We start from the raw sequence: 25,087 nt of genomic DNA, 5'->3' as shown, positions 1-25,087 counted from the left end.
CCTGCTCAGAAGTAGTGAATGATGCCGAGGGACACACCCTGCTGATCCTTGCCGGGGCTTTGCACGCCCATCGGTTTGATGCCGTAGATCGCGTTCGACGCGTTCCTGAGCGCGACCAGCTGTCCGTACAGCGCGGTGCGTTTGGACATGTCGTAGCGGGCGGTGAAGACGATGTGCTGCGCGCCGGTGTCCGGGCCTTTCTTGACCGCGCCGACCGACGCGCCGGTCGGCGCGCTGCCGTAGCCGCTGCCGGCGATCCCGTAGTTCAGCTCGAAGCCCCACGGTCCCGGCGTATAGCGCGCGACGAGGCCGAGCATGTTCTGGCGGATGTTCTGGCGCTGCGCGTTGACCTCGTAATTGAGCTGCTGGACGATGCCGCCGAAGTAGACCGACTGCGTGAGCTGATAGCCGGCGACGATCTCGGCCGCGTAGCTGTTCTGGCCGGGACCGAGCACGCCGTAGTCGCCCTCGAAGCCGATCGCCGCCTGCAATCGCCCGCTCACGTAGTTCAGCGAGCCGGACCACACGTGCGGCGCGCCGAGGCCGCCGTTGTGGACGTCCTGGTCGTACGCGTAGTACTGCACCGCGCCGAAAACCGGCCCGAAATGCGGCGAGTCGTAGCGGATCGAGGTCGGGTATTTGATGTCGAAGCAGCCTTGCGCTTTCGTATAGCCGGCGGTGCCTTTCATCGCGATGCCGCAGTTCGACCACAGCACCGTGGTGATGCCGAGCCCCTGGGTTTCGGCGAGCGTGTCGCCGAATATCCCGTGGCGGTCGTACGGCGCCTGGAAGCGGCCCATCCGCAGCGAGCCGAAGGTCTTGCTGGCGAGGCCGACGAAGGTTTCGCGGCCGCCGAAGGTGCCGGTGCCGTCGGTCGTGCTGAACGCGCTCTCGACCTGAAACACCGCCTTGAGGTCCGGGGTCAGCGTCTCCGAGCCGCGAAAGCCCCATGCGGAGCCGTAGTTGGCCATCCGCACGCTGGCGGGATTGCCGCCGCCCGTGACCCAGTCGACCGAGTTGATGAAGCGTCCATAGAAATTGACCGAATCGCCGCCGGCGGGCGAGTAGGCCTTGTCGGTCCAGCCCGAGAACTGCACCGGCGTCTCCTGGGCCAGCAGTTCGGGCGAATACGTAGCGGCCAGCTGGCCGATGCACAGTGCGAGAGCCGTGCATGTTCTATTTGCGATCGACATCCTGATTCACTTGCGTTCACGTTGGAAGGTCGTGCCCGGCCGCTGTTGTTGCTGCGAGCGGCCGGACGGGTGTCTGTTTGCACCGGTTGCTGGATGACTTGTTTTTATTTATTCGTCATCGTACAACCGACAACGAACATTATCAGTCATCGAACAACTGCCTCAATAGCGGTATACCCTCGCGAGTGATTTAGAGATGCGGTGGGGGTGTTGAGGGCGCTCGCCGTGTCGCGCCGGCGTCCGCCCGGGCCTTCAGTTGCCCTGCACCGTATGCGCGGCGATGTACTCGAAGTCGATGTCCTCGCCGAGCCCCGGCGCCTGCGACAGATGCACGAAACCGTCCGTATCCATCGGATCGGCGAGGCTGCGCAGGTAGGCGGGCGGCGTGTCGTAGTCGAGGAACGGATGCAGCAGCCCGCGCTCGTACCAGCGGCAGTTCGCGATCGCCGCGGTGACGGCCAGGTTGGCCGCGCCGTTGCCGTGAACCTCGCAGTTCATCCCGAAGGATTCGGCCAGGTGCGCGACCTTGAGCGTCGGCGAGATGCCGCCGACCCCGGCCACCCCGGCGCGCAGGATGTCGCACGCGTTGCCGGCGATCCAGTCGGCGCGCAGATGATGTTTGCCCGACATCGACTCCGGCCCGACGATCGGGATGTCGAGCTGGTCGGCGAGCCACTTGTACGAGGCCATGCTCTGTTCGTCCATCATCTCCTCGAACCACGCGAAATTCAGTTGTTCGAGCGCGCGGCCGATCCGCAGCGCGTCGGTGCGGCTGTACCAGTGGTAGCCGTCGAGCATCAGCGCGATGTCCGGGCCGACCGCCTCGCGCACCGCCGCGCACGCGCGGATGTCCATCGTTACGTCGGGCGCGAACGAGACCGGCGGCATCCACGTATGCAGCTTGATGGCCTTGTAGCCGCGCGCGACCAGCTTCTCGGCGAAGCGCGCGTAGTCGTCGGGGGTGGCGAGCCCGCCGGCCAGCTCGTCGCCGCACATCGTGCTGCCGTAGGCCGGCACCTTGTCGCGATAGCCGCCGATCAGCCGGTACACGGGCGTGTTCAGCGCGCGCCCGGCCAGATCCCACAGCGCCTGATCGACGACCGCGAGCGCGCGGTCGGTCAGTTGCCCGGCGCTGCCGCGCTGGCGGTGCGCGAGCTCCCGCCAGATGGCCTCGCGCTGGAACGGGTGACGGCCGCCCAGCACCCGCCGCACGTGCGCGGCGAGCAGTTCTTCGCGGATCACCTCGGGCGGGCCGAACGCGTGGCCGGCGGCGCCGTCGTCGGTCTGAATGGTCAGCAGCGCCATCTGCGCCTGCCGTTCGTCGCCCGGATGCGAATGGCCGCCGCTGTCGACGGCGCGCCGCGTGGGATAGGTAAACACGGTGCGCGTCACGCGTTCGATCTTCATGGGTCGGTTCCTCGGAGGTTGGAATCCCGTCCGCCGCGGCGCGCGCGGGCGTCCGGACGGCGAGCGGAGATCGCCGGCGCGCGGCGCCAGCGGTATACTCGGTAGATCAACTACTGTCAGTCATCGTATGACGGACAATTTACCACAACGCATTTGGACGACTCAATGAATTCTCCGTTGCCCGTACGCCGCACGCGGCGGCGTGCCGAAAACGTGTTCGACTGGCTCAGCGAGCAGATCCGCAGCGGCGCGCTGAAGCCGGGCGACCAGTTGCCGACCGAGTTCGAGCTGATGCGCAGCCAGGAAGTGAGCCGCGCGGTCGCGCGCGAAGCGGTGCAGCGGCTGCGGATGTCGGGTTTGATCGAGACGCGCCAGGGAATGGGCAGCTACGTGCTCGACGCGGGCGCGCCGGCGCCGACCGTCGAACTGACGCCCGCCGCCGCGCGCACGCGCCGCGACGTGCTGGCGATTCTGGAGCTACGTATCTGTATCGAGACGGAAAGCGCGGGTCTCGCCGCGCAGCGCGCGTCGCGCCAGGACCTCGCGGCGATCAAGCTCGCGCTCGACGAACTCGAAGCGCACGCGAGCGCCGGCGTCGATGCGGCGCCGTACGACTTCCAGTTTCATATCCAGATTGCGCGCGCGACCGGCAATCCGTTTTTCGTCGATGTGCTGTCGCAGCTCGATCCGTCGTTCGCGCCGCGCCCGCGGCTCGATCCGTCGAACTACGCGAGCCGCGTGAACAGCGAACACGCGAATATCTACGAAGCGATTTCACGCGGCGACGTGGATGGCGCGCGCGCGGCGATGTACATGCACCTGTCCAATAGCCGCGCGCGCTTGAAGAGTGCGGAGGGCACTCAGTAAAGCGTGTCGCCGGTTTGCCGCATGGGATCGGGCGATTGCTGCGTGAGCCGCAGCACGCCGGACTGGTCGAAATAGAAGTTGTACAGCAGATGCCAGACGCCGCTGTCCTGATAGCGATAGCTCCACACTTCCTCGTTCAGGCGCGGCAGCGTTTTCTTCTCGGCGGGGCGGCCGAAATGCACCAGTACGTCTTCGCGCGTCCAGCTGCCGACTTTCGCCTGGTTGAATTCGCCCGGTTGCAGCACCTGGCGCACGCTCTCGATCCTGTTGTCCGCCGATACATCCGCGGCGACCGTCGTATAGCCGAGCGGCTGGGTCGGCCACATCAGGCGCTTGCCGCCGTCGGGCAGGTTGTAGGTTTCGGCCGGGTGGCCTAGCCGGGTGGTCAGCAGCGCGGCGTCGTCGCCGGGCTGGAATGCGGTCAGCGGCTGCGCGCAGGCGCCGAGCAGGGTCGCGGCAAGCAACGCCGTTGCGCGGGTTGTTGCCCTGCTCGCTACAGCGGACGCGATACCGCGTCGCTTTGCGGTTGCAATGACCGCTGTGCTGCCGTCGCAATCGCCTTCAGTATGGTTCAGCATGACGCCCCTCCATCGGTGATGACATCGCCCGTTCGACAGGTTACGACGAACGGAGTTTGCGCGCCGGCGCGGCCGGCTGCCGGTTCTGGCCACCGCTATCGGACGCTGCGGATTCCTGAGTTTCCATTGCGCTGCCCGCTATTTTCGCCGCGATCTTGCGCGACGCGTCGACCAGCCGCTTCAGATGTTTCGCGGCCATTTCCTCAGTCTTGAACAGCCGTTCGATCCACACGATATTGATGCACGCGGCCACCGTGCCGTCCGGCAGCATGATCGGCACCGCGATCGCGGATAGTCCGTCGTTGTACGCGCTGCGGCTTTTGTCGTACGAGCCGCCGAAATTGCGATCGCGCACGCCGTAGCCGGCCTGGCGCGTGTCGCGCAGCATCTGTGCGACATAGCGGCGATTGCCGGCCAGCTCGTCGCCGGCGCGCGGGTGGGCGCGCAACGTCGCGAGGATGTCTTCGCGTTCGTCGTCCGGGCAATACGCGAGATACGCGCGCCCGACCGCCGAGCGCAGGATGTTGATCTCGTAGCCCATCTTGTCGCGATTGACGACGAAGTACGACTGCGGACGGTTCGACTCGCACAACTCCATCGTCGTGCCGCGCCGTACCGCGAGATCGGACGGCCACAGGATGCTCGCTTGCAGCTGTTCGAGTTCCGGCGCCGCGCATTCGATCACATGATTGGCCCGGTCGATGCGCCGCGCGCGCTCGTGCAGCGTATAGCTCGGACGAAACAGCCCGTCCGCGAGACGCTGCCAGATCAGCCCCTGGCGCTCCAGCGTCAGAAGAATGCGCAGCAGCGTCGCCTTCGGAATGCCGGTGCGCAAATGCAGGTCGTGCAGGCTCGCGCTCTGCATCTCCTGCAGCGTCTTCAGCGTGACCAGCCCGCGCTCGAGCGCATCGATCGTCTTGACTTTCGGAGACCACATCGCCAATTCCCGTGCGTTTCACTGGGTGAAATGTTAGTCGAAATCGCTCGGTAATGTCGACGCGTTGATCTACCTTAGCTCCACCTGAAGGAGATCAAAACGATGGAGACAGTCCGCAACATCCTGTTCGTGATGTGCGATCAACTGCGCTGGGATTATCTGTCCTGCTACGGACACCCGACGCTCGCCACGCCGAATATCGACGCGCTCGCGCAGCGCGGCGTGCGTTTCGAACGCGCGTATGTGCAGAGCCCCGTATGCGGGCCGTCGCGCATGTCGTACTACACCGGCCGCTATGTCGCGAGTCATCGCGCGTACTGGAATTTCGTGCCGCTGCCGGTCGGCGAGCTGACGATCGGCGATTATCTGCGTCCGCACGGGATGCGCGTCGCGCTGGCCGGCAAAACCCATATGGTTGCGGATACCGCCGGCATGCAGCGGCTCGGGATGGAGAAGGGTTCGGAGCGCGCGGTGCTGGTCGAGGAATGCGGCTTCGAGCCGTACGATCGCGACGACGGCATTCATCCCGGCCTGTTCGGCAAACGCGTCGCCACGCCGTATTGCGAGTACCTGCGCGGCAAAGGCTACGCAGGCGACAATCCCTGGCATGACTACGCGAATTCGGCGCAAGGCCCGGACGGCGAAATTCTCAGCGGCTGGAAGATGCGCCACGCGTCGTTGCCGGCCAATATCGACGAGAAGGATTCCGAAACGCCGTACATGATCGATCGCGCGATGTCGTTCATCCGCGAGCAGGGCGACGCGCCGTGGTTCCTGCATCTGAGCCTGATCAAGCCGCACTGGCCGTATATCGTGCCCGCGCCGTACAACGACATGTACGGTCCCGACGACGTGAAGCCGGTCGCGCGTACCGCAGCCGAGCGCGACAACCCGCATCCGGTGTACGACGCGTTCATGCAGCACGACGAAAGCCTGAGCTTCTCGCGCGACGAAGTGCGCAACACGGTCGTGCCGACCTACATGGGCCTCGTCAAGCAGATCGACGATCACCTCGGCCGGCTGTTCGACTTCCTGCGCGAAACCGGCCGCGACCAGGACACGCTGATCGTGTTCACCAGCGACCACGGCGACTATCTCGGCGATCACTGGCTCGGCGAAAAAGAGCTGTTTCACGATGCGTCCGCGCGCGTGCCGCTGATCGTCGTCGATCCGCGCCGCGCGGCCGATGCGACGCGCGGCACCGTCGAGACCCGGCTCGTCGAGGCGATCGATCTCGTGCCCACCTTTCTCGACGCATGCGGCGTGGAGATTCCTGCCCATATCGTCGAGGGCCGCTCGTTGCAGCCGCTGCTGCACGGCGCGGATGCGAACACGCCGTGGCGCGAGATGGTCTTCAGCGAGTTCGACTACTCGTTCCGCTCGCGCACCCGTACGCGGCTCGGCCGCGAACTCGACGGCTGCCGTTGCTTCATGGCCTGCGACGGGCGCTGGAAATACGTGTACTACGACGGCTTTCGCCCGCAGCTGTTCGATCTCGAGAACGACCCGGACGAACTGGTCGATCTCGGCAACCACAGTGCGCACGCGGCGGTCAGGACGCGGATGCACGAAGCGCTGTTCGACTGGTTGCGGCATCGCACGTTGCGGCAGACCGCGCCGGCGCGGATGGTCGAGCGCTGGACCGAGGTGTCGGAGAAGGGCGGCATTCTGCTCGGCGACTGGTAATCACACCGCTCGGCTCGCGGCAGGCAGTTAATAAGGAATCGCGAACAACCGCATCAAGCGGCATCCGCATCACGCATCAAGCAGCAGGCATCAGGGAGAGAGGTAGTAGCAGTACCGCGGCATCAGCCGCAACAACGGGCACCGGCCCCGGCAGCACCCCCCGCGCGCTGTCAGCCCCGTCAGAGGGCAGCACGCGCGGGCGCCGGTAAAACTATTTCAATAGCTGGAGACAACTCATGGTCCGCCTTATCGCAGTCGCCTTCGCGGTGCTGTGGATCGCGTTGCCGGCCGTCGTGCGCGCACAGACGACGCTGGTCATCAACGCGTTCCTGCCGCCTCAACACATTTTCAACGTCGCCGTGATGAAGCCCTGGGCCGCCGACGTCGAACGCGCCACCCAGGGCCGCGTGAAGATCGTGTTTCCGCCGACCAGTATCGGCTCGCCGCAGCAGCAGTGGGACGTGGTCAGAAAACGCATCGTCGATGGCGCGTACATCTTCAACGGGATGATCCAGAACAAGGCCAGCCTCGTGCAGCTCGCGCACCTGCCGCTCGGTTCGTCGACCGCCGAGGCGATGTCGGTGTCGCTGTGGCGCACCTACCGGAAATATTTCGAGCCGGCCGACCAGTATCGCGACGTGCATCTGCTCGCGCTGGCCGTGTTTCCGGCCGGCGAGATCTACGGGCTGCATCGTCCGGTTACGTCGCTCGATTCGATTCATGGCGTGAAATTCTGGGCGCTGCCCGGCGTCGCGTCGACGCTGATGGATCGCGCCGGCGCCGGCGTGGTCGCGACCCCGGCCGCGAAGATGAGCGAGCTGGTGGCGGGCGGCACCGTCGACGGCTTCGCCGGCATCCCCGAGATGGACGCCGCGCGCTTTAACGTACTGCGCTATGCGCGCTACGAAACCTCGGTGCCCGGCGGCGTCACCGCGCCCGGCTTCTCGCTGTTCGTGAACCGCGAGGTGTGGGACTCGATCGCGCCGGCCGATCGCGACGCGATCACCGCGTTGTCGGGCGAAGCGTTCGCGCGCCGCATGGCCGCGCTCGACAAGGTCAACCGCCAGGCGCGCGCCGAAGCCGTCGCGCAGGGGCTGAAGCTGATCGAGCCGAGCCCCGCGTTCCTCGACAGTCTGCGCGGTCTCGCTCAGCCGCTCGACCGCGCATGGCTCGCGAATGCCGCGCGTTTGCATGTCGACGGTCCCGCCGCGCTCGCGTACTACCGCTCGGTTGCCCAACAGGAGGCGCAATGATTCCGTCACAGCAATCCGATCCGCTGAACACGATGGCGACGCGCCGCGGCGTCGCGCTCGACAAAGGCTGCGCGACCCGCTGGCTGCGCCGCGTGCTCGGCGCGATCGTCGCGGTGGTGCTGTGCGTGATCATGGGCCTCACGTTCTGCGACGTGTTCATGCGCTACTGGTTCTCCGCACCGATTCGCGGCGCGTCGGAGATGGTGCGCTTCGCGATGGCGATCCTGATCTTCTCGGCGTTTCCGCTCGTCACGCTCGATCAGCAGCACATCACCGTGAATCTGCTGCAAGGCAAGCTCGGCCGCGTCGGCAGCTGGGTGCAGCAGCTGTTCGTGCTGCTGGTCAGCGCGCTCGCGCTGGCGATCATGACGTGGCAGCTCGCGAGCGACGGCGCCGATCTCTCGCACAACCGCCTCACCACCACCGTGCTCGAATGGCCGCTCGCGCCGCTTTCGTACTACATGAGCGCGCTGGCCGGCGTCACGCTGATCGTGCTCGTCGCGCTCACGCTCGTTCATCTGACCGCACTGCTGCGCCGGGAGGCCGCATGACACTCGCCCTGACCGCATTTTTCGCCGTGCTGCTGCTCGCCTTCGTCGGCGTGCCGCTCGGCTTCGCGATGCTCGGCATCGGCGTCGGCTTCTTCGCGCTGATCCGCGGCTGGGAACCGGCGCTCGCGATGGCCGGCATGACGATCGCCGATCTCGCCGCCAACGAGAACCTGTCGGTACTCCCGATGTTCATCCTGATGGGCACCTTCATCTACAAGGCCGATCTCGCGGAGGAACTGTACGACGCGGCCAACGCGTGGATCGGTCACCTGAAGGGCGGCCTCGCGCATGCGACGGTGCTGGCCTGCGCGGGCTTCGCGTCGATGTCGGGCAGCTCGATCGCGACCGCCGCGACGATGACCAAGGTCGCGATGCCGTCGATGCGCCGCCATCGCTACGCGGACAGTCTCGCGGCCGGCTGCGTGAGTTCGGGCGGCACGCTGGGCGCGCTGATTCCGCCGAGCTTTCCGCTGCTGATTTACGGTGTGCTGACCGATCAGGACATCGGCAAGCTGTTCATCGCCGGGATCGGGCCGGGGCTGCTGCTCGGCACGCTGTTCCTGCTGTCGATCTGGTGGACCGTGCGGCGCGATCCGAGCAAGGGGCCCGAGGGCGTGCGGGTCGACTGGCCGACGCGGTTTCGCAAGCTCGGCAAGATCTGGGGCGTGCTCGCGCTGTTCATCCTGGTGGTCGGCGGTCTGTATAGCGGCATCTTCACGGCGACCGAAGCGTCGAGCATCGGCGCGTGCGGCGCGCTCGTGTTCGCAACGCTGCGCCGCAAGCTGAACGGCAAGCTGCTGCTCGAATCGCTGGTCGAGGCCGGCAAGACCACCGCGATGATCTTCGCGATCGCGTTCGGCGGGATGATCTTCGCGAACTTCATCACGCTGTCGGGACTGACCGCGACGCTGGTCGCGTGGATTCATGCGCTGCATCTGCCGCTGCTCGGCGTGATCGCGGTAATCACCGTGATCTACGTGGTGCTCGGCTCGCTGATGGAAGCGCTCGCGATGATGCTGCTGACGATCCCCGTGTTCGCCGCGATCGTCCAGCCGCTCGGCGCGAACATGATCTGGTTCGGCATCTACGTCGCGATGATGATGGAGATCGGCATGATCCATCCGCCGGTCGGCATGAACATCTTCATGGTCAAGACGATGCTGCCCGATCTGTCGATCCGGACCATCTTCCGCGGCACGATTCCGTTCCTGGTCGCCAATGTCGTCGCGCTGGTCGCGGTGATTCTGGTGCCGGGGATCGCGCTCGGGCTGGTGGGGCTGATGCGATGAACTGCAACGGCTGGGGCCGCTGTAGCGGCAGGGGGCGCTGGATCTGGCGGCCGCGGCAGTTGCAGCGCTTGCGCAATGCGCTGCGCAGGCGGGTTTATCGGCTGGTGCGGCGCTGAGGGCAGCGGTAGCGCGATGCCTGCGCCGTAGCGGCAAGGCGGGCCGGGCGGGGCGGGGAATCAGCTGGCGAGGCGCGCTGTGCGGCTCGCGCGGCGACCCACCGCCCGCCGCCCGCGCGCGCGTCTACCCGGGCTTGTCCTGGGGGGCCTCGCCACACCGCCGGCGGGCGTAGGCCGCGCCGCGCGGACCCTCATCCACGCTCGTTCCCGCGCCATTCGCCGGGATTATTCGCGATTCGCAAATGCCGCATTCGGCGCTTGTCCCGTACCTGATGCGGCGCGCTTGCGCCAATCTTCGCAACGTCGCCGCCGCCTCGGCCATCGCGTCGATCCTGGATCGATCGCGCATCACGCAGCGCGGCGCGGCATCTCGCACTGAATTCGACGAACCCGGCGCCGCTGATCGCGGCAGCGAATGCCAGGCCGCGCACAGCGGCCGGCTCATGGAGACACAAATGAAATCGAACGATTGGGACGTGGCCTACGAATGGAAGGCCGTCGCGCTGCTGGCGCTGGGCTTCGGCCTCGTCGGGCTCGACCGCTGGCTGATCGCGCCGCTCTTTCCGTCCATCATGAAGGACCTGAATCTGACCGCGCAGGACGTCGGCAACTGCATCGGCATTCTCGGGTTGTCGTGGGGGATTTTCGCGGCGCTGATGGGCGGCATCTCCGACAAGATCGGCCGCCGCAAGGTGCTGATTCCGTCGATCATCGCGTTTTCGCTGCTATCGGGCTTCTCCGGCATCGCCGGCGGGCTGACCAGCCTGCTCGCGATGCGCGCGCTGATGGGCGTCGCCGAGGGCTCGTTCTGTCCGACCAGCTTCGCGGCGACCGCCGACGCATCGCATCCGAAGCGGCGCGGCTTTAACCTGGGGCTGCAGCAAAGCGGTTTCGCGCTGTTCGGCCTCGCGCTCGCGCCGATCATCGCGACGCAACTGCTCAACGTGATGTCGTGGCGCGGCGTGTTCGCGCTGGTGTCGGTGCCGGGCCTGATTCTCGGCGTGCTGATGTACTTCGTGATCCGCGAGCCGAAGGCGGCCGCGGACGCACCGGCGCGAGCTTCGGCGCATGGCGGATCGCACAGTAGTGCGGCGGCGCCCGCCGCGCGCGGCAACTGGCGCGACGTGCTGAAGAGCCGCAACATCCCGGTCGCGATGGCCGCGCTGTTCTGCGCGATGACCGGCGTGTTCGTGCTCGGCGCGATGCTGCCGCTGTATCTGACCGAGTATCTGTCGCTCGATACGCAGCGGATGGGCGTGGTCGTGTCGGCGATCGGCTTCGGCGGTTTCATCGGCCAGTTCGGCTTGCCGGGGCTGTCGGATCTGATCGGGCGTCGCCCCGCGAGTATCGTCGGTTTCGCCGGCACCGCGGTGATGCTGTATCTGTTTCGCGGCCTTGGCGCGCAGCCGGTGCAATTGTTCGCGGTTCTGTTCGTCGCGTCGTTCTTCACGCTCGGGCTGGTGTCGCTGCTGTCCGGACCGGTGGCCACCGAGGCCGCGCCGCTCGGGATGATCTCGACCGCGATCGGGATCGTCGTCGGTGCGGGCGAGATTTTCGGCGGCGGTATTGCGCCGGCGATCGCGGGCTTCGTCGCGACTCACTTCGGGATCCAGAATATTTTGTGGCTGCCGATCTGCGCGGTGCTGCTCGGCATCGTGGTGAGCCTGCTGCTCGAAGAGACCGCGCCGGCCAGATTGCGGCGGCGTGGCGGCGCGCCGGCGCTCGAATTGCCGGCGAGCGAGTAAGCCGCATGACGACCGCGCTGCGTTCGGTCAGCGAGGCTGCAATAGAGGCCCGCAAGCGGGCCGCTATTGCTGAAAACGCTGCACATCCACGCGCGCGAGCCCGGCTACACTGACGGGCAACTCGCGTGGACAAGGACCCAGCATGGACCGTTTTCTGAGTATCGAAGCATTTGTACGGGTGGCGGAGACCAGCAGCTTCGCCGAGGCGGCGCGGCAGTTGGGCGTAACGAGTTCGGTGATCACCACGCGGATCCAGCAGCTGGAGAAGTTCGTCAACGCGCCGCTGTTTCATCGCAGTACCCGGCATGTGCGGCTCTCGGACGTCGGCGAGGCGTTCTATCGCGAGTGCGCGGAGGTGGTCGGGCGCGTGAACGAGCTGACCGACCAGATGCGCGAGCTGCGCGCGACGCCGACCGGGCGCCTGCGCATCCAGATGCTGCCGGGCTTCGCGCTCGGCCACTTCGGCGCGCCGCTGGCCGAATTCAACCGCCGCTATCCGGGCATCCAGCTCGACGTGATCGTCAACGACCGCGTCGTCGATCCGATCGAAGAAGGCTTCGACGTCGCGTTCCAGATCTTTCCGCCGATCGCCGAATCGCTGATCGAGCGGCGTCTGTTCAAGGTGCGGCGGCTGTTCTGCGCGACGCCTGCTTATGTGGCCGAGCATGGCGCGCCGCAGCATCCGCGCGAATTGCTGCAACACACCACCGCCCTTTACTCCGGCTACCCGTCGCGCAATCGCTGGACGATGACGCGCGGCGACGAGGCCGTCGAGATCGAACTGCCCGGGATGATCCGTTCGAACTCCGTGCATCTGCTGCGCGATTACGCGCTGACCGGCGGCGGCGTGGTGTGCCTGCCGACGCTGGTCGCGAGCGCGGCGCTGCTCGACGGCTCGCTGGTGCCGATTCTGACCGACTACACGCTGTCGCCGCTGAACTTCGCGGCCGTGTATCCCGCTACCCAACGACAGGCGCTCAAAGTGCGGGCGCTGGTCGAGTTTCTGGCCGAGTACCTGGGTCCCGAACCCGAGTGGGACCGGCCGCTCATCGAGCGCGGCTGGGTGACGTAACCCAGCCGGGCGAACGGCATGGCGCGCCGCGATTATTTGGAAAGCGCGAATGCTGTAATCGCCCGATCGCCGGTTGTTGCGATCCCGCCGTGCTCCTACAGTTGAAGCCAACGCCACCCGCTTGCCTCGATGCGAAGCAGACGCGGTGCGATAACTCTGACAGGAGACAGCAATGACCGAAGCGCAATTCCATACCGTGTTTGGCTCGCTCGACGGCTACCGCAAGGGCGAGATCGAAATCACCACCGGCGACGCCCGCCACTACGTGTTCTCCAACGTGTTCGAAGTCGCCGCGAAGTCGGCGCCGTACGAGAAAGTCGTGGTCGGCAAGAACCTCGACTACGTGATCGAGGTGCTGCGCACCGAAGGTCAATCGCCGTGGTTCGCGTGCGCGCACGACGAGTTCGCGATCCAGATGGACGGTGAAGTACGGATCGATTTCATCAAGCTCGATACCCCGCCGCAAAGCGGCAACGGCACGGTCAGCGCCGGCGCCGGTGCGCAACCCGCCGGCCGCGCGATGGGCCACGTGGTGCTGCGGCGCGGTCATCAGTCGCTGCTGCCGGCCGGCTGCGCGTACCGCTTCACCGCGCAGAAGCCGGGCGCCGCGCTGGTGCAGACGATGGCCGGCGAGCTGTCGGTGCAGAAGTGGGCCGATATCTGCCTGCATTGATACGCATCCCGAACGATCATCCGCCCCATCAGGAGACAGAACATGGCATCCCTCGACACCCTCGATCATCCGGCCGGCTTCGCCGCCGACACCGTCCGCGCGAGCGCACCCGACGCGGTGACCGGCTATCGCCGCTTCACGCTCGGCGCGTTCGAATTCATGCGCGACGAGTACTTCGTCAAGATTCAATGGCCGGCCAAAGGCCAGACCCGCACCCACGCGGTACCCGCCGACGCATTCCTGCGCGCGATGATGCGCGACGTCGCGTGGGGCTTCTTCTACGGCTGGGTCAACTTCGACCACGTGTTCGGCACGCGTAACCACTACGGCAAGGTCGACATGTACGCGGGTTCGTTCAACGGCATCATGAAGGAAGCGGGCGTCGATTATTCGGAGACCTTCGAAACGCCGACCATCATGGCGACCTTCAAGGCGATCCTGCACGACTGGACCAACGAAGGCTTCGATCCGTTCGCCGCGCCCGAGGAAACCGGCACTGCGTTCGGCCGCAAGCACGGCGAGAACGAAGCGGCGATCGAGCGCTCGCGGATTGCGACGCGCCGTATGCCGGGCCTCGAAGGCGACTCGCCGCTGCGCAACGATCTGCCGGTCAACCGCGCGTTCGCCGACGTGACTCAGGACGAACCGGAAGTGCACGTCGAGCCCGGCTTCGAGGGCCAGCTGCACGCGTTCAATCTGTTCAAGTACCTGTCGCGCTCGGATGTCACGTGGAATCCGTCGGTTACGTCGGTGTGCGGCCAGAGCCTGTTCTGCCCGACCACCGAGGAATACATCCTGCCGGTGTTCCACGGCAACGACCGGGTCGAGTGGTTCCTGCAACTGTCGGACGAAATTGTCTGGGATATCGGCGACAAGAACACCGGCGCGCCGCGCGCGCGGATCACGATGCGCGCGGGCGATATCTGCGCGATGCCGGCCGATATCCGTCACCAGGGTTATTCGACCAAGCGCTCGATGCTACTGGTGTGGGAGAACGCGACGCCGAATCTGCCGAAGCGTTATGAGAGCGGCGAACTGAAGCCGTATCCGGTCGATTTCTGAGCTTCTGAGCTTCTGAGCTTCTGAGCTTCTGAGCTTCTGAACGCGCGGTTTCTTCCGCGCGTTGTCCGAGCATCAATCTGCACCTCAGGCGCGGCCCAGCCGCGCCCGCCTTTCCCGAGGACTCTTCATGCAAACCCAATTGTTCATCGACGGCCGCTTCACCGACGCCGTCGAAGGCGGCACGATCGACGTGCTCAATCCGCACGACGGCTCGCTGATTACGAAGATCGCCGCGGCCACCGCCGCCGACGTCGATCTCGCGGTAGCCGCCGCGACCCGCGCGTTCCCGAAGTGGGCCGCGCTGCCCGCCGCCGAACGCGGCCGCCTGCTGCTGAAACTCGCCGACGCGATCGAAGCGAACGCCGAAGAACTCGCGCAACTCGAATCGCTCGACACCGGTCACCCGATCCGCGATTCGCGCGGCCTCGACGTGCCGCGCACCGCCGCGTGCTTCCGCTACTTCGGCGGGATGGCCGACAAGCTGCAAGGCTCGGTGATCCCGGTCGAAACCGGTTTCCTGAACTACGTGCAGCGCGCGCCGATCGGCGTGGTCGGGCAGATCGTGCCGTGGAATTTCCCGCTGATGTTCACCAGCTGGAAGATGGGCCCGGCGCTCGCGGCCGGCAATACGGTGGTGTTGAAGCCGTCGGAGATCACGCCGCTGTCGACGCTGCGGATTGTCGAGCTGATGGCCGAGGTCGGTTTTCCGGCGGGCGTCGTCAATATCGTCGCCGGCTATGGGCATACCGCCGGGCAGCGGCTCGCCGAACATCCGGGCGTCGGCAAGATCGCGTTCACCGGTTCGACCGCGACCGGCCGGCGCATCGTCGAGGCATCGCAGGGCAATCTGAAGCGCGTGCAGCTCGAACTGGGCGGCAAGGGCGCGAACATCGTGTTCGACGACGCGAATCTCGACGCCGCGATCAACGGCGCCGCGTGGGCGATCTTCCACAACCAGGGGCAGGCGTGTATCGCCGGCTCGCGGCTGGTGCTGCACGAGCGCATCGCCGATCAGTTCCTCGAACGATTCGTGTCGCTTGCATCGTCGATCCGGCTCGGCAATCCGCTCGACCCGAACACCGAAATGGGACCGCTGACGTCGAAGCAGCATCAGGAACGTGTGCTGCAATTCGTCGATGTCGCGCGTCAACAAGGCGGCCGCGTATTGACCGGCGGCAGCGCGCCTCAGGATGCCGCGCTCGCGAACGGCTACTACGTGCGTCCGACCATCGTCGAAGCGGCGAGCACGAAAGACCGCGTCGCGCAGGAAGAAGTGTTCGGCCCGTTCGTCACGGTGCTGCGTTTCGGCAGCGACGAAGAAGCGCTGGCGATCGCGAACGGCACCGAATACGGTCTCGGCAGCGGTCTGTGGACCCGCGATCTGTCGCGCGCGCACAAGATGGCCGCGCAGATTAACGCGGGCATGTGCTGGGTCAACTGCTACAAGCGCGTGAATCCGGGCAGCCCGTTCGGCGGCGTCGGTCAGTCGGGCTACGGCCGCGAGATGGGCTTCGAGGCGATGCACGACTACACCGAAGCGCGGTCGGTGTGGGTCAACGTCGACGGTCAGGTGCCGCCGCATTTCAAACGCTGAGGTGCGTATGGAGCGCTTCGTCTATCAGGGCACGCCGTCGCGCGTGGTGTTCGAATGGGGCGGGCTCGCCGCGCTGCCCGCCGAAATCGAACGGCTCGGCGCGCGGCGCGCGCTGATCCTCGCGACGCCCGAGCAGCATGCATTGGCCGATGAAGTCGCGCGCGTGCTCGGCGCGCGCGCGGCCGGCGTGCACGCCGAAGCGGTGATGCATGTGCCGGTCGAAGTCGCGCGGGCGGCGCGCGATAAGGCCGCCGCGCTCGATGCCGATTGCTGTGTCGCGGTGGGCGGCGGGTCGACGGTCGGGCTCGGTAAAGCGATTGCGCTCGAATCGTCGCTGCCGATCCTCGCGGTGCCGACCACCTACGCGGGCTCCGAGATGACGCCGATCTACGGCCTCACCGAAGGACGTCTGAAGCGCACCGGCCGCGATATGCGCGTGCTGCCGCGCACCGTGATTTACGATCCGTCGCTGACGTTGACGCTGCCCGCGCCTATTTCGGCGGCGTCGGGCATCAATGCGATGGCGCACGCGGTCGAGGCGCTGTATGCGGAAGACGCGAACCCGGTGATCAGTCTGATGGCCGAGGAAGCAATCCGCGCGCTCGGCGAAGCGCTGCCGGTAATCGTGCGCTCGCCGTCCGATCGCGAAGCGCGCAGCCGCGCGCTGTATGGCGCATGGCTCGCGGGCACTTGTCTCGGCGCGGTCGGGATGGCGCTGCACCACAAGCTTTGTCATACGCTCGGCGGCACGTTCAATCTGCCGCACGCGCAGACCCATGCGGCGATGCTGCCGCATACCGCGCACTACAACCACACCGCCGCCGCGGATGCGCTGACGCGCGTCGCGCGCGCGCTCGGCGGCACGCAGGCGGCCGATGCGGGGCCGCTGCTGTTCGAGTTGAATCGCAAGCTGGGGATTCCGGCCGCGCTGGAACAGATTGGGATGCCCGAGCAGGGACTCGACGAAGCGGCCGATCTCGCCTGCAAGAATCCGTATGCGAACCCGCGGCCGGTGGAGCGCGCGGCGATTCGCGCGTTGCTGCAACGCGCGTGGCAGGGAGCGGAGCCGGCGTGAGCGGCGCTGTATCGCGACGTACCGCGCCCCGTCGCGCTGCCGAAAACAATCATGGAGGAAGACATGTCGACCGATAACAAGGACACCGAACAGGCGTTGACCGAGCAGGTCGTCGCGAGCTTCGCGAACACGCCCGACGAACGGCTGCGCACAATGATGCAGGCGCTCGTGCGGCACATGCATGCATTCGTGCGCGAAGTCGAACCGACCGAAGCGGAATGGATGACGGCGATCCGCTTCCTGACCGACACCGGCAAGATGTGCGACGACGTCGTGCGTCAGGAATTTATTCTGCTGTCCGATACATTGGGCGTATCGATGCTGGTCGATGCGATCAACCACCGTCTTGCGACCGGCGCGACCGACACCACCGTGTTCGGCCCGTTCTACATTCAAGGGATGCCCGAGCGCGCGTACGGCGAGAACATCGCGCTGAGCCCGGGCACGCCGGCACTCGTGCACGGCCGTGTAACGTCGACCGACGGCGCGCCGCTCGCCAATGCGGTGCTCGACGTATGGCAGACCGCCGAGAACGGCATGTACTCCGGTCAGGACACCGAACAGCCGCACGGCAATCTGCGCGGCCGCTTCCGTACCGACGCCGAAGGCCGCTACGCGATCTCGACGATCGTGCCGGTCAGCTATCCGATTCCGACCGACGGTCCGGTGGGCCGCATGCTCAACGCGACCGGGCGGCACCCTTGGCGGCCCGCGCATCTGCACTTCATGATCGACGCGCCCGGTCATCGCACGCTGGTCACGCACGTGTTCGATCACGAGGACGAATATCTGGGCTCGGATGCGGTGTTCGGCGTGAAGCCGTCGTTGCTGGTCGATTATTGCGAGCGGCCCGCGGATCACGAACTCGCACGGCGCTTCGGTTTCGACGGCCCGTTCCGCGAAGCGCGCTACGACTTCGTACTCGACCGGAGCGCCTGACGATGGGACGTTATTTCGCGGTCTTCGCCACCGATAAACCCGGCATGCGCGACGTGCGCGAACGGGTGCGGCCGGTGCATCGGACGTGGCTGCGCGGCGACTCGCATCGCGGCGTGTTCGTGCGCCTCGGCGGTCCGACGCTGGCGCCGCAATGCGATGCGATGAACGGCACGTTGCTGGTCGTCGAAGCGGAGCGGATCGACGACGTGATGGAGTTCATGAGCCACGACCCGTATATGCAGGCGGGTCTGTTCGACCGCGTCGAGATCCGGCCGTGGGACTGGAGTCTCGGCAACCCCGAGCGGAGAGTGTGAGCGATGAACGCGACGGCGCTATGTGCGGTCGATGACGTGCCCGACGGCGGCGCGCGCGTGGTCGATGCGCCCGAGGCCGGCGGGTCGGTGGTGATCGTGCGGCGCGGCGGGCAGGTGTGGGCGTATGCGAACCGCTGTCCGCATTTTTCGGTGCCGCTCGATTTCGAGCCGGGCGATGTGATGTGCTACCGCTCGCAGGTGCTGATGTGCGCGCATCACAGCGCGTTGTTCCGGTTCGAGGATGGGCACTGTATCGATGGGCCTTGTATGGGGGCCGGGTTGGATGTGGTTCGGGTGCGGGTGGAGGCGGGCACGCGCGTGGTACTGGATCGGTGAGCGAGCGGCTGGCCCGGGGCTACAATAGCGGTTCGATGCTGGAGTTCCAGCGTCCAATACTCTCTCCTAGCGCTTCCGATACTTCTCCGTGGCCCGCAACGATTCAGCAAACCAGGCTCACTTTTGGTGGCACGCGCGCACGCCGGGCCTGAGCCTGATGCGGGCCGATTTCACGACTCAGCAATACGCGCCCCACACGCACGATGGGTTCGTCATTGCGATTACGGAGTCGGGCGGCTCGGTTTTCAAAAGCCGCGGCGTGACCGATGAAGCGCGGACTTCCACGCTGCTCGTCTTCAATCCGGCAGAGGCCCACTCGGGATGGATGGGATGGAGCGAGCGTTGGCGGTATCGGTCGCTCTATCTTGCCGAATCGGCGATCGCTACCGTCACGGATGGCCTCGGAATCGAGGAGTCGCCGTACTTCATACGAAACCTCTTCGACGACCCGGATCTCATCGCCTCCTTTCTGAAGCTGCACGTTTCCCTCGAGGACGGGAAGGATGTTTTTCGTGAGCGCGAACTGCTTTTCTCCACGTTCGGCCAGCTTTACGAACGCCATGGCTGCGGCGGCGGGCGCATCGAGCCGGCGCCGCGCGACAAGGCGCTGCTGCGCGTCGTAACCGATCTGGTCAACGATCGATACGCCGATGAACTGCTGCTGGAGGACCTGAGTGCCGCGGTCGGCCTGACTCCGTTCCAGCTCATTGGTCTTTTCAAACGCTGCCTCGGCTTGACGCCGCACCTGTATCTCACGCAGGTGAGACTCACGAACGCACGCCATTACCTCGCGCAGGGACTGCCGATCGCGCACGTGGCCGCGCTGACCGGGTTTTATGACCAGAGCGCGCTGACCAAAAACTTCAAGCGCTGTTATGGCATCACACCGCAGCAGTTCGCGGCAGCCGCTGCTGACGGGCGCCGGCACTGAAGGCGCGCGGCGCTGCAATTTTTGCCAATACGCCGGCCGCAACTCTCTGAACAATGGGGCTTTCGAATCAATCTGGAAGTCGCCATGGCCGTATTCGTCTGCGAGCGCCCCGTCGCTCGCCCCTTTTCTGATCGACTCATTACGTCCTCGCAGCGGTCGCAGGGGCAATGCGTCTGCAATCGACAAAACAATCGACAAAACGCGACGGGATCGCGGTCATGAGCGCGAATACCCGGAAGACGGCACGCGTGCAATTGCGGCGCTCATTGGGCTTGCGCGGCGCGGTGGCGGTGGGAGTCGGTGGAACGATCGGAGGCGGCATTTTCGTTCTCGTCGGCCAGACGGCCGCGCTGGCAGGGCCGGCTGCGCTGCTGTCGTTTGCTCTCGCATTCGTCGCATCGCTGGTGATCGCACTGCCTTACGCGGAGTTGGCCTGCCGGTTTCCGCACGCTGGAGGCGGCTATGCATTCGTGCGTCAGGTACTCGGAAGCCGCTGGGGCTTTCTGATGGGATGGGTATTCTGGGGCTCGTACGTGTTCGTGAGCGGGTATGTGACGCTCGGGTTCGGCGGGTACCTGAATGCGCTGACGGGCGTGCCGCAAGTTTGGTCCGCGGTTGCGCTCGTGCTGGCGTGCATACTGATCAACGCACGCGGGGTCGAAATAGCGGGCAAGGTTCAGGTGCTGGTTATTGGCCTCGCGATAGTTGGCCTGCTTGGCTTTGCGATGGCCGGAGCGCATGCGATTGAACTCACCCGCTTCAGCCCGTGGGCGCCGCATGGCGTCACGGGGATCCTGTCGGGCGCTCTGATTGCTTTTCTCGCGTTTGGCGGCTTCGATATGGTTGCGGCTGCGGGAGAAGAAATCGAGCGGCCGGAGAAGAACCTGCCGCGCGCAATCCTGATCACGCTCGCGATCGTGCTCGGCATCTATCTGCTGGTTGCATTTACTGCTTTGGGAACCGTTGACTGGTACACGCTGGGCGCTTCCCCGGCGCCGCTCAGCGAGGCCGCGCAGCATTTCCTTGGGGATCGGGGCGGCCGTCTGGTTGCGGTGATTGCGGTGGTGACGACCGCCGCGACCGCAAACGCGGTGCTGGTCGTCACATCGCGGATCAGTTTCGCAATGGCGCGCGACGGTCTGTTGCCGTCTCCACTCGCGTACGTGCATCCGAAAACCGGCACGCCCCAGGTCGCCGTGCTGGTGAGCGGGGGCATGTTGATACTGATGGCGCTATTCGGCTCGTCGGCGAGTGCGACGTCGATCGGTGGCTTTCTTTATGTGCTGCATTTCGTGCCGCCGCTGCTCGTGCTGATGAAACTGCGGACAACTAAAAGCGCTTCGCCGGCATTCAGGACGCCGCTGCCCCATGTACTGTTGCCATTAGCGTTGGGTATGACAGTGTTGTTGCTGGTCGCAAGCGGTACAAAGGGAATTGTTGGGGGAGCGTTGTGGCTTGCTATTGGAGCGGCAGTTGCATGGGTCGGGCGGTGGACGGTTGAAGTTGGGGTTGGGAAATGAGGGGATGTTGATTTTGTTGGGCGGTGAACGTGTTCAATTTTCTTTGAGCATGGCTGGACGCACACGGCCGCGATACGCGCCCGAATTCGCTTCATAGTGCTTCAACTGCCTAAAGATCTTTCTTCACTCAGAACACGCTGCACCGCCGGTCTATTACAGACATGTTCGTACCATGCCTGAAGATGACGGTACGAACTGAAGTCAATATTCGCGTTGTAGACAGACTTCATCCATGCAGCCTTACCCCACCCCGTCAGCGCGAATAGATAGGCATCGGCGATGGTGAAAATGTCTCCCATCAGAAACTGCTTGCCGGATAGCTGTTGATTAATCCATTCGTATCTGCGTTCGAGCTTTGGTCTGGCAGTCTCGATCCACTTTCCGGCTGCGACGGCATAGAGAAGTGGAATGAAGCCTTTATGAATTTCAGACGTCAGAAAGTTAAGCCATTCGAGCAGTCGATAGCGTTCCATCGTGCCGTACGCGGGCGCCAATCCTGTTTCGGGGCGCTGGTCCGCAAGATATTGCGCGATGACCGGTCCTTCGCGCAGAACCGTGCCGTTCTCTAGTTGCAGGAGGGGCACGTAGCCCAACTCGGCAAGGTCGTAGTAGCTGGTTCCGTCCTCCAGCAAATGCTTGCGGGCATCGACTTTAATGATGTCCGCACTCAATCCGGCTTCCTGCAAGACGATGCAAATCGCCTGCGAGCAACTGCCGGGTGCGTGATATAGCTTCATGCATTTTTCCTCATGATCGAAACGGTATGTCGCCGCCGATATGGCGTGGCAGCTAATATCGCGCACCAAGGATAAAAAGAGAAGAAGGCAGAAGTTTGTGATATAGGTACAAAAAATATACTTACCCGGGAAAACGATGAAGAGAAGTGCAACTGGATGTTCGGTCGAAGAGGCAATGCGCTTGCTGGGTGGTCGCTGGCGCCTACTGCTCGTGTCGTACCTGCTTGACGGGCCGAAGCGGTTTAATGATCTGCGCAGGGACGTCCCGGGAATATCCCAGCGTATGTTGACGCTTGATTTGCGTGCCTTGGAGCAGGTGGGTCTGGTTCAGCGAACCGTGTTCGCCGAAGTCCCCGTCAAAGTGGAGTACCGGCTTACCGAGGATGGTCAGCGGTTGAAACCTGTCGTCGAGGTCATGCGCGATTTTGGCCTTTGGCTTAAGAGTCGCCCGGAACTGGAGCATTTCATGATTTGAGTCCGCCTCGATGAGCCGCAGTGCCGCGAAGTGTGATCGACCGCACACGATGCGGATCGAACGATCGATTTGGATGAGGTCGAAGCCTCAGATCTCGCGCACTGCCTTTTCATTCGGCTTTGCCGACGAATACCCCTGCACGCTCAGCAAATGCTCGCGTACACACCGCGCGGCAGCGTCCGCATCGCGCGCCTTGAGTGCATTGACGATGGCCTGATGCTGTTGCGCAAAAAACTGCCGCGTGTCTTGTGCGACGGTTTTTTCGCGCAGGTCGGGTTTGACACGCATGCCGTTGATCACCTCCATCAACGCGATGAGCGCCGGGTTACGCGTCGCCTGGCTGATCAACAGATGGAAACGATGATCCCATTGTTGCCATTCGTCGTCATTTTTCGCGGCTGCGTTTTTCCGCGCGCACTTCTCCAACTCCTGCAGATCGTCGCCGGTCGCCTTCGTCGCGGCAAGCGCCGCTAGCGCGGGCTCGAACAGAAGGCGCATTTCGGCGATGTCCGCCGGGCTGGTGCGCGCGCGCAAGCCCCGCAACGACGGCTCGAACTTCGTCGGCCGCGCGCCCAGATAGGTGCCGCGGCCGACGCCTCGCCACACCCGCCCAGATGCCTCGAGAGAAGCGAGCACCAGCCGCAACTCGCGGCGGCTGACGCTCAGCTCCTCGGCTAGCTTCCGTTCGGCCGGCAGCGTGTCGCCGTCCTTCAACTGATGCTCGTCAATGTAGCTGAGCAGCGCATTCAGTATCTGTGCGTTCATACCCGTCTCTGAACCATTAGAAATTGGTTCAAACAATAGCAGGTTATTTGTAATGCTGGAGCAACGGGTTAACCCCCGGTGTAATCCCATGACGTTGGCCATAGACTTTCGGTTTGAGTGAACCATTTATATATTGGTTCAATTGCAGAACGGAGTCGCAATGTCATTTACTACCCGCCCGGAACTGATCGGCACATTCGGCATGGTGGCCTCGACGCACTGGCTAGCGAGCGCGTCGGCGATGGCCGTCCTCGAAAAAGGCGGTAACGCGTTCGATGCCGCCGCTGCCGCCGGCTTCGTGCTGCAGATCGTCGAGCCGCATCTGAATGGTCCCGGCGGCGAGTTGCCTGTCGTGTTCTATAGCGCGCGCGAGGACCGGGTGCGGGTGCTGTGCGGACAAGGCGTGACGCCCGCCGCGATGACCATCGAGCGGATGCGCAAGATGGGGCTCGATGTCGTCCCGGGCACCGGTCTGCTGCCCGCGGTCGTGCCGGGCGCCTTCGGCGGCTGGATGACCTTGCTGCGCGACTACGGCCAGTTGCAACTGGAAGACGTGCTCAGCTACGCGATCGGCTACGCGGAAAACGGCTATCCGGTGCTGCCGCGCATGGCGTCGTCGATCCTCGCGATTCAGGACTTTTTCCGCACCGAATGGACGACCTCCGCTGAACAATGGCTGCGCAATGGCGAAGCGCCGAAGCCGAACCATCTGTTCGCCAATCCCGCGATCGCCGAAACCTACAAGCGCATCCTGCGCGAAGCGAATACCCGCAGCGACCGCGCCGAACAGTGCGAACGCGCGCACGCCGCGTTTTATCGCGGCTTCGTCGCCGATGCGATCGATCAGTACTTCCGCTCGACCGCGGTGCTCGATACGTCCGGCCAGCGCAATCACGGCCTGCTCGATGCGGGCGATCTGGCGCGTTGGGAGCCGACTTACGAAGACCCGGTGTCGTATGACTACGCGGGCCTGCGAGTGCACAAGACGGGGCCGTGGGGCCAGGGACCGATGTTCCTGCAACAGCTCGCACTGCTGAAGGGTTTCGATCTCGCCGCGATGGATCCGCTCGGACCCGACTTCGTCCATACGGTGATCGAATGCTCGAAGCTCGCGTTTGCCGATCGCGAAGTGTTCTACGGCGACCCGAATTTTTCTCACGTGCCGATGGATGTGCTGCTCAGCGATGCGTACAACGATGACCGCCGCCGGCTGATCGACCCGCAACGCGCGTCGCTCGAATTCCGTCCCGGTCTGCTCGGCGACAGCGCACAGCGCGCCGCGCGCATCGTCGCGAATGCCGGCCGTGAGCAGGCGGGCGGCTTCGGCCAGGGCGAACCGACGTTCGCGCCGTTGCCCGAATTGCGCGGCGATACCGTGCATCTCGACGTCGTCGATCGCTGGGGCAACATGGTGTCGGCCACGCCTTCGGGCGGCTGGCTGCAGGCATCGCCGGCGGTGCCCGGTCTTGGTTTTAACATCACCACGCGTGCGCAGATGTTCTGGATGGAGGAAGGTCTGCCGTCCTCGCTCGGCCCGGGCCGCCGTCCGCGCACCACGCTGTCGCCCACGCTCGTCACGCGCGACGGCAAGCCGTACGCGGCGTTTGGCACGCCCGGTGGCGACCAGCAGGATCAGTGGTCGCTGCAGCTGTTCCTCAAGCACGTGCATGGCGGGATGAACTTCCAGGCCGCCGCCGATGCGCCGTCGTTCCAGACCGCGCACTTCCCCGGCTCGTTCTATCCGCGCGCGATGCAGCTCGGCAAGATGTCCGCCGAAGCGCGTTTCCCGGAGAGTACTTTCGCCGAATTGCGCGCGCGCGGCCACGATCTGACCGTCGCCGAACCGTGGGCGCTGGGCCGCGTATGCGCGGTCGGCATCCGCAATGGCCTGATGCGCGGCGCGGCCACGCCGCGTCAGATGCAGGCTTATGCGATCGGACGATAGACGTCCAGCGCGTCGATCGTAGAGGAG

General features: G+C 65.0%; 24 protein-coding genes. 18 read left to right on the top strand and 6 right to left on the bottom strand.

Annotation, left to right across the window (positions count from 1 at the left end):
- Nucleotides 1–5 precede the first annotated feature (5 nt).
- Together BTH42_RS10560 and BTH42_RS10555 are read right to left on the bottom strand one after the other, a co-directional pair.
- Nucleotides 6–1,193 (bottom strand): porin, encoded by a 1,188-nt coding sequence (locus BTH42_RS10560; RefSeq protein ID WP_075298851.1) that lies wholly within the window; start codon nt 1,191–1,193, stop codon nt 6–8.
- A 252-nt stretch (nt 1,194–1,445) separates the two neighbouring features.
- Entirely contained in the window at nt 1,446–2,600 is a 1,155-nt protein-coding gene (locus tag BTH42_RS10555; RefSeq protein WP_075298849.1) for a mandelate racemase family protein, read from the bottom strand.
- Nucleotides 2,601–2,765: 165 nt separating this feature from the next.
- Between BTH42_RS10555 and BTH42_RS10550 the strand changes: the two genes are divergently transcribed.
- Nucleotides 2,766–3,467 carry a FadR/GntR family transcriptional regulator gene (locus BTH42_RS10550; protein ID WP_075298847.1) on the top strand — a complete coding sequence of 234 codons (702 nt, stop codon included), beginning with the start codon at nt 2,766–2,768 and terminating at the stop codon, nt 3,465–3,467.
- On the opposite strand, the gene BTH42_RS10545 is transcribed toward BTH42_RS10550, so the two are convergent.
- The gene (locus BTH42_RS10545; RefSeq protein WP_256701942.1) at nt 3,461–4,045 is read right to left on the bottom strand and encodes a hypothetical protein; all 585 of its coding nucleotides are present in this window, start codon (nt 4,043–4,045) and stop codon (nt 3,461–3,463) included. The two genes, BTH42_RS10550 and BTH42_RS10545, sit on opposite strands and share 7 nt — an antisense overlap.
- A gap of 40 nt (nt 4,046–4,085) precedes the next feature.
- Nucleotides 4,086–4,982, bottom strand: coding sequence for an IclR family transcriptional regulator C-terminal domain-containing protein (locus tag BTH42_RS34300; RefSeq protein ID WP_083654730.1), 897 nt, complete (start codon nt 4,980–4,982; stop codon nt 4,086–4,088).
- Nucleotides 4,983–5,084: 102 nt separating this feature from the next.
- Here BTH42_RS34300 and BTH42_RS10535 point away from each other — a divergent pair, with 102 nt between their 5' ends.
- From BTH42_RS10535 to BTH42_RS10465, 15 genes are all read left to right on the top strand, one after another.
- Complete coding sequence (locus tag BTH42_RS10535; RefSeq protein ID WP_075298845.1) at nt 5,085–6,668, top strand: alkaline phosphatase family protein; 1,584 nt, start codon at nt 5,085–5,087, stop codon at nt 6,666–6,668.
- Between the two features lie 236 nt (nt 6,669–6,904).
- Entirely contained in the window at nt 6,905–7,921 is a 1,017-nt protein-coding gene (dctP, locus tag BTH42_RS10530) for a TRAP transporter substrate-binding protein DctP (protein ID WP_083654729.1), read from the top strand.
- Nucleotides 7,918–8,472: a TRAP transporter small permease gene (locus BTH42_RS10525; protein ID WP_075298843.1), complete on the top strand. Its 555-nt coding sequence runs from the start codon at nt 7,918–7,920 to the stop codon at nt 8,470–8,472. Before dctP ends, BTH42_RS10525 begins: the two co-directional genes overlap by 4 nt.
- Nucleotides 8,469–9,761, top strand: a complete 1,293-nt coding sequence (locus BTH42_RS10520) for a TRAP transporter large permease (protein WP_075298841.1) — start codon at nt 8,469–8,471, stop codon at nt 9,759–9,761. The genes BTH42_RS10525 and BTH42_RS10520 overlap by 4 nt, the downstream gene beginning before the upstream one ends.
- A gap of 571 nt (nt 9,762–10,332) precedes the next feature.
- Entirely contained in the window at nt 10,333–11,622 is a 1,290-nt protein-coding gene (locus tag BTH42_RS10515; RefSeq protein WP_075298931.1) for an MFS transporter, read from the top strand.
- A 142-nt stretch (nt 11,623–11,764) separates the two neighbouring features.
- Nucleotides 11,765–12,694, top strand: a complete 930-nt coding sequence (locus BTH42_RS10510) for a LysR family transcriptional regulator (protein WP_075298839.1) — start codon at nt 11,765–11,767, stop codon at nt 12,692–12,694.
- Between the two features lie 172 nt (nt 12,695–12,866).
- Nucleotides 12,867–13,367 (top strand): hydroxyquinol 1,2-dioxygenase, encoded by a 501-nt coding sequence (locus tag BTH42_RS10505; RefSeq protein WP_075298837.1) that lies wholly within the window; start codon nt 12,867–12,869, stop codon nt 13,365–13,367.
- Nucleotides 13,368–13,409: 42 nt separating this feature from the next.
- Entirely contained in the window at nt 13,410–14,429 is a 1,020-nt protein-coding gene (locus tag BTH42_RS10500) for a hydroxyquinol 1,2-dioxygenase (protein WP_075298835.1), read from the top strand.
- 127 nt (nt 14,430–14,556) lie between these two features.
- A complete protein-coding gene (locus BTH42_RS10495; RefSeq protein ID WP_075298833.1) occupies nt 14,557–16,023 on the top strand; it encodes an aldehyde dehydrogenase family protein in 1,467 nt (488 codons plus the stop codon).
- A 7-nt stretch (nt 16,024–16,030) separates the two neighbouring features.
- Complete coding sequence (locus tag BTH42_RS10490; RefSeq protein ID WP_075298831.1) at nt 16,031–17,098, top strand: maleylacetate reductase; 1,068 nt, start codon at nt 16,031–16,033, stop codon at nt 17,096–17,098.
- 63 nt (nt 17,099–17,161) lie between these two features.
- Complete coding sequence (locus BTH42_RS10485) at nt 17,162–18,037, top strand: intradiol ring-cleavage dioxygenase (RefSeq protein WP_075298829.1); 876 nt, start codon at nt 17,162–17,164, stop codon at nt 18,035–18,037.
- Between the two features lie 2 nt (nt 18,038–18,039).
- Nucleotides 18,040–18,351: a YciI family protein gene (locus tag BTH42_RS10480; RefSeq protein WP_075298827.1), complete on the top strand. Its 312-nt coding sequence runs from the start codon at nt 18,040–18,042 to the stop codon at nt 18,349–18,351.
- A gap of 3 nt (nt 18,352–18,354) precedes the next feature.
- Complete coding sequence (locus tag BTH42_RS10475) at nt 18,355–18,687, top strand: Rieske 2Fe-2S domain-containing protein (RefSeq protein WP_075298825.1); 333 nt, start codon at nt 18,355–18,357, stop codon at nt 18,685–18,687.
- An 88-nt stretch (nt 18,688–18,775) separates the two neighbouring features.
- Entirely contained in the window at nt 18,776–19,618 is an 843-nt protein-coding gene (locus BTH42_RS10470) for an AraC family transcriptional regulator (protein WP_075298823.1), read from the top strand.
- A 167-nt stretch (nt 19,619–19,785) separates the two neighbouring features.
- Nucleotides 19,786–21,138, top strand: coding sequence for an APC family permease (locus BTH42_RS10465; protein WP_256701941.1), 1,353 nt, complete (start codon nt 19,786–19,788; stop codon nt 21,136–21,138).
- 101 nt (nt 21,139–21,239) lie between these two features.
- Here the strand turns inward: BTH42_RS10465 and BTH42_RS10460 are convergent, their stop codons facing one another.
- Nucleotides 21,240–21,875 carry a glutathione binding-like protein gene (locus BTH42_RS10460; protein WP_075298821.1) on the bottom strand — a complete coding sequence of 212 codons (636 nt, stop codon included), beginning with the start codon at nt 21,873–21,875 and terminating at the stop codon, nt 21,240–21,242.
- A gap of 136 nt (nt 21,876–22,011) precedes the next feature.
- Between BTH42_RS10460 and BTH42_RS10455 the strand changes: the two genes are divergently transcribed.
- Nucleotides 22,012–22,350 (top strand): helix-turn-helix domain-containing protein, encoded by a 339-nt coding sequence (locus BTH42_RS10455; protein WP_075298819.1) that lies wholly within the window; start codon nt 22,012–22,014, stop codon nt 22,348–22,350.
- An 87-nt stretch (nt 22,351–22,437) separates the two neighbouring features.
- On the opposite strand, the gene BTH42_RS10450 is transcribed toward BTH42_RS10455, so the two are convergent.
- Nucleotides 22,438–23,115 carry a FadR/GntR family transcriptional regulator gene (locus tag BTH42_RS10450; RefSeq protein ID WP_075298817.1) on the bottom strand — a complete coding sequence of 226 codons (678 nt, stop codon included), beginning with the start codon at nt 23,113–23,115 and terminating at the stop codon, nt 22,438–22,440.
- Between the two features lie 160 nt (nt 23,116–23,275).
- Here BTH42_RS10450 and BTH42_RS10445 point away from each other — a divergent pair, with 160 nt between their 5' ends.
- On the top strand, nt 23,276–25,060 hold the full coding sequence (locus tag BTH42_RS10445) for a gamma-glutamyltransferase family protein (RefSeq protein WP_075298814.1): 1,785 nt from the start codon (nt 23,276–23,278) through the stop codon (nt 25,058–25,060).
- The last annotated feature ends 27 nt before the right edge of the window (nt 25,061–25,087 follow it).

Source organism: Burkholderia sp. SRS-W-2-2016 (assembly GCF_001931485.1).
GTDB lineage: Bacteria > Pseudomonadota > Gammaproteobacteria > Burkholderiales > Burkholderiaceae > Paraburkholderia.
This window is presented reverse-complemented; position numbering and strand designations above follow the sequence as displayed.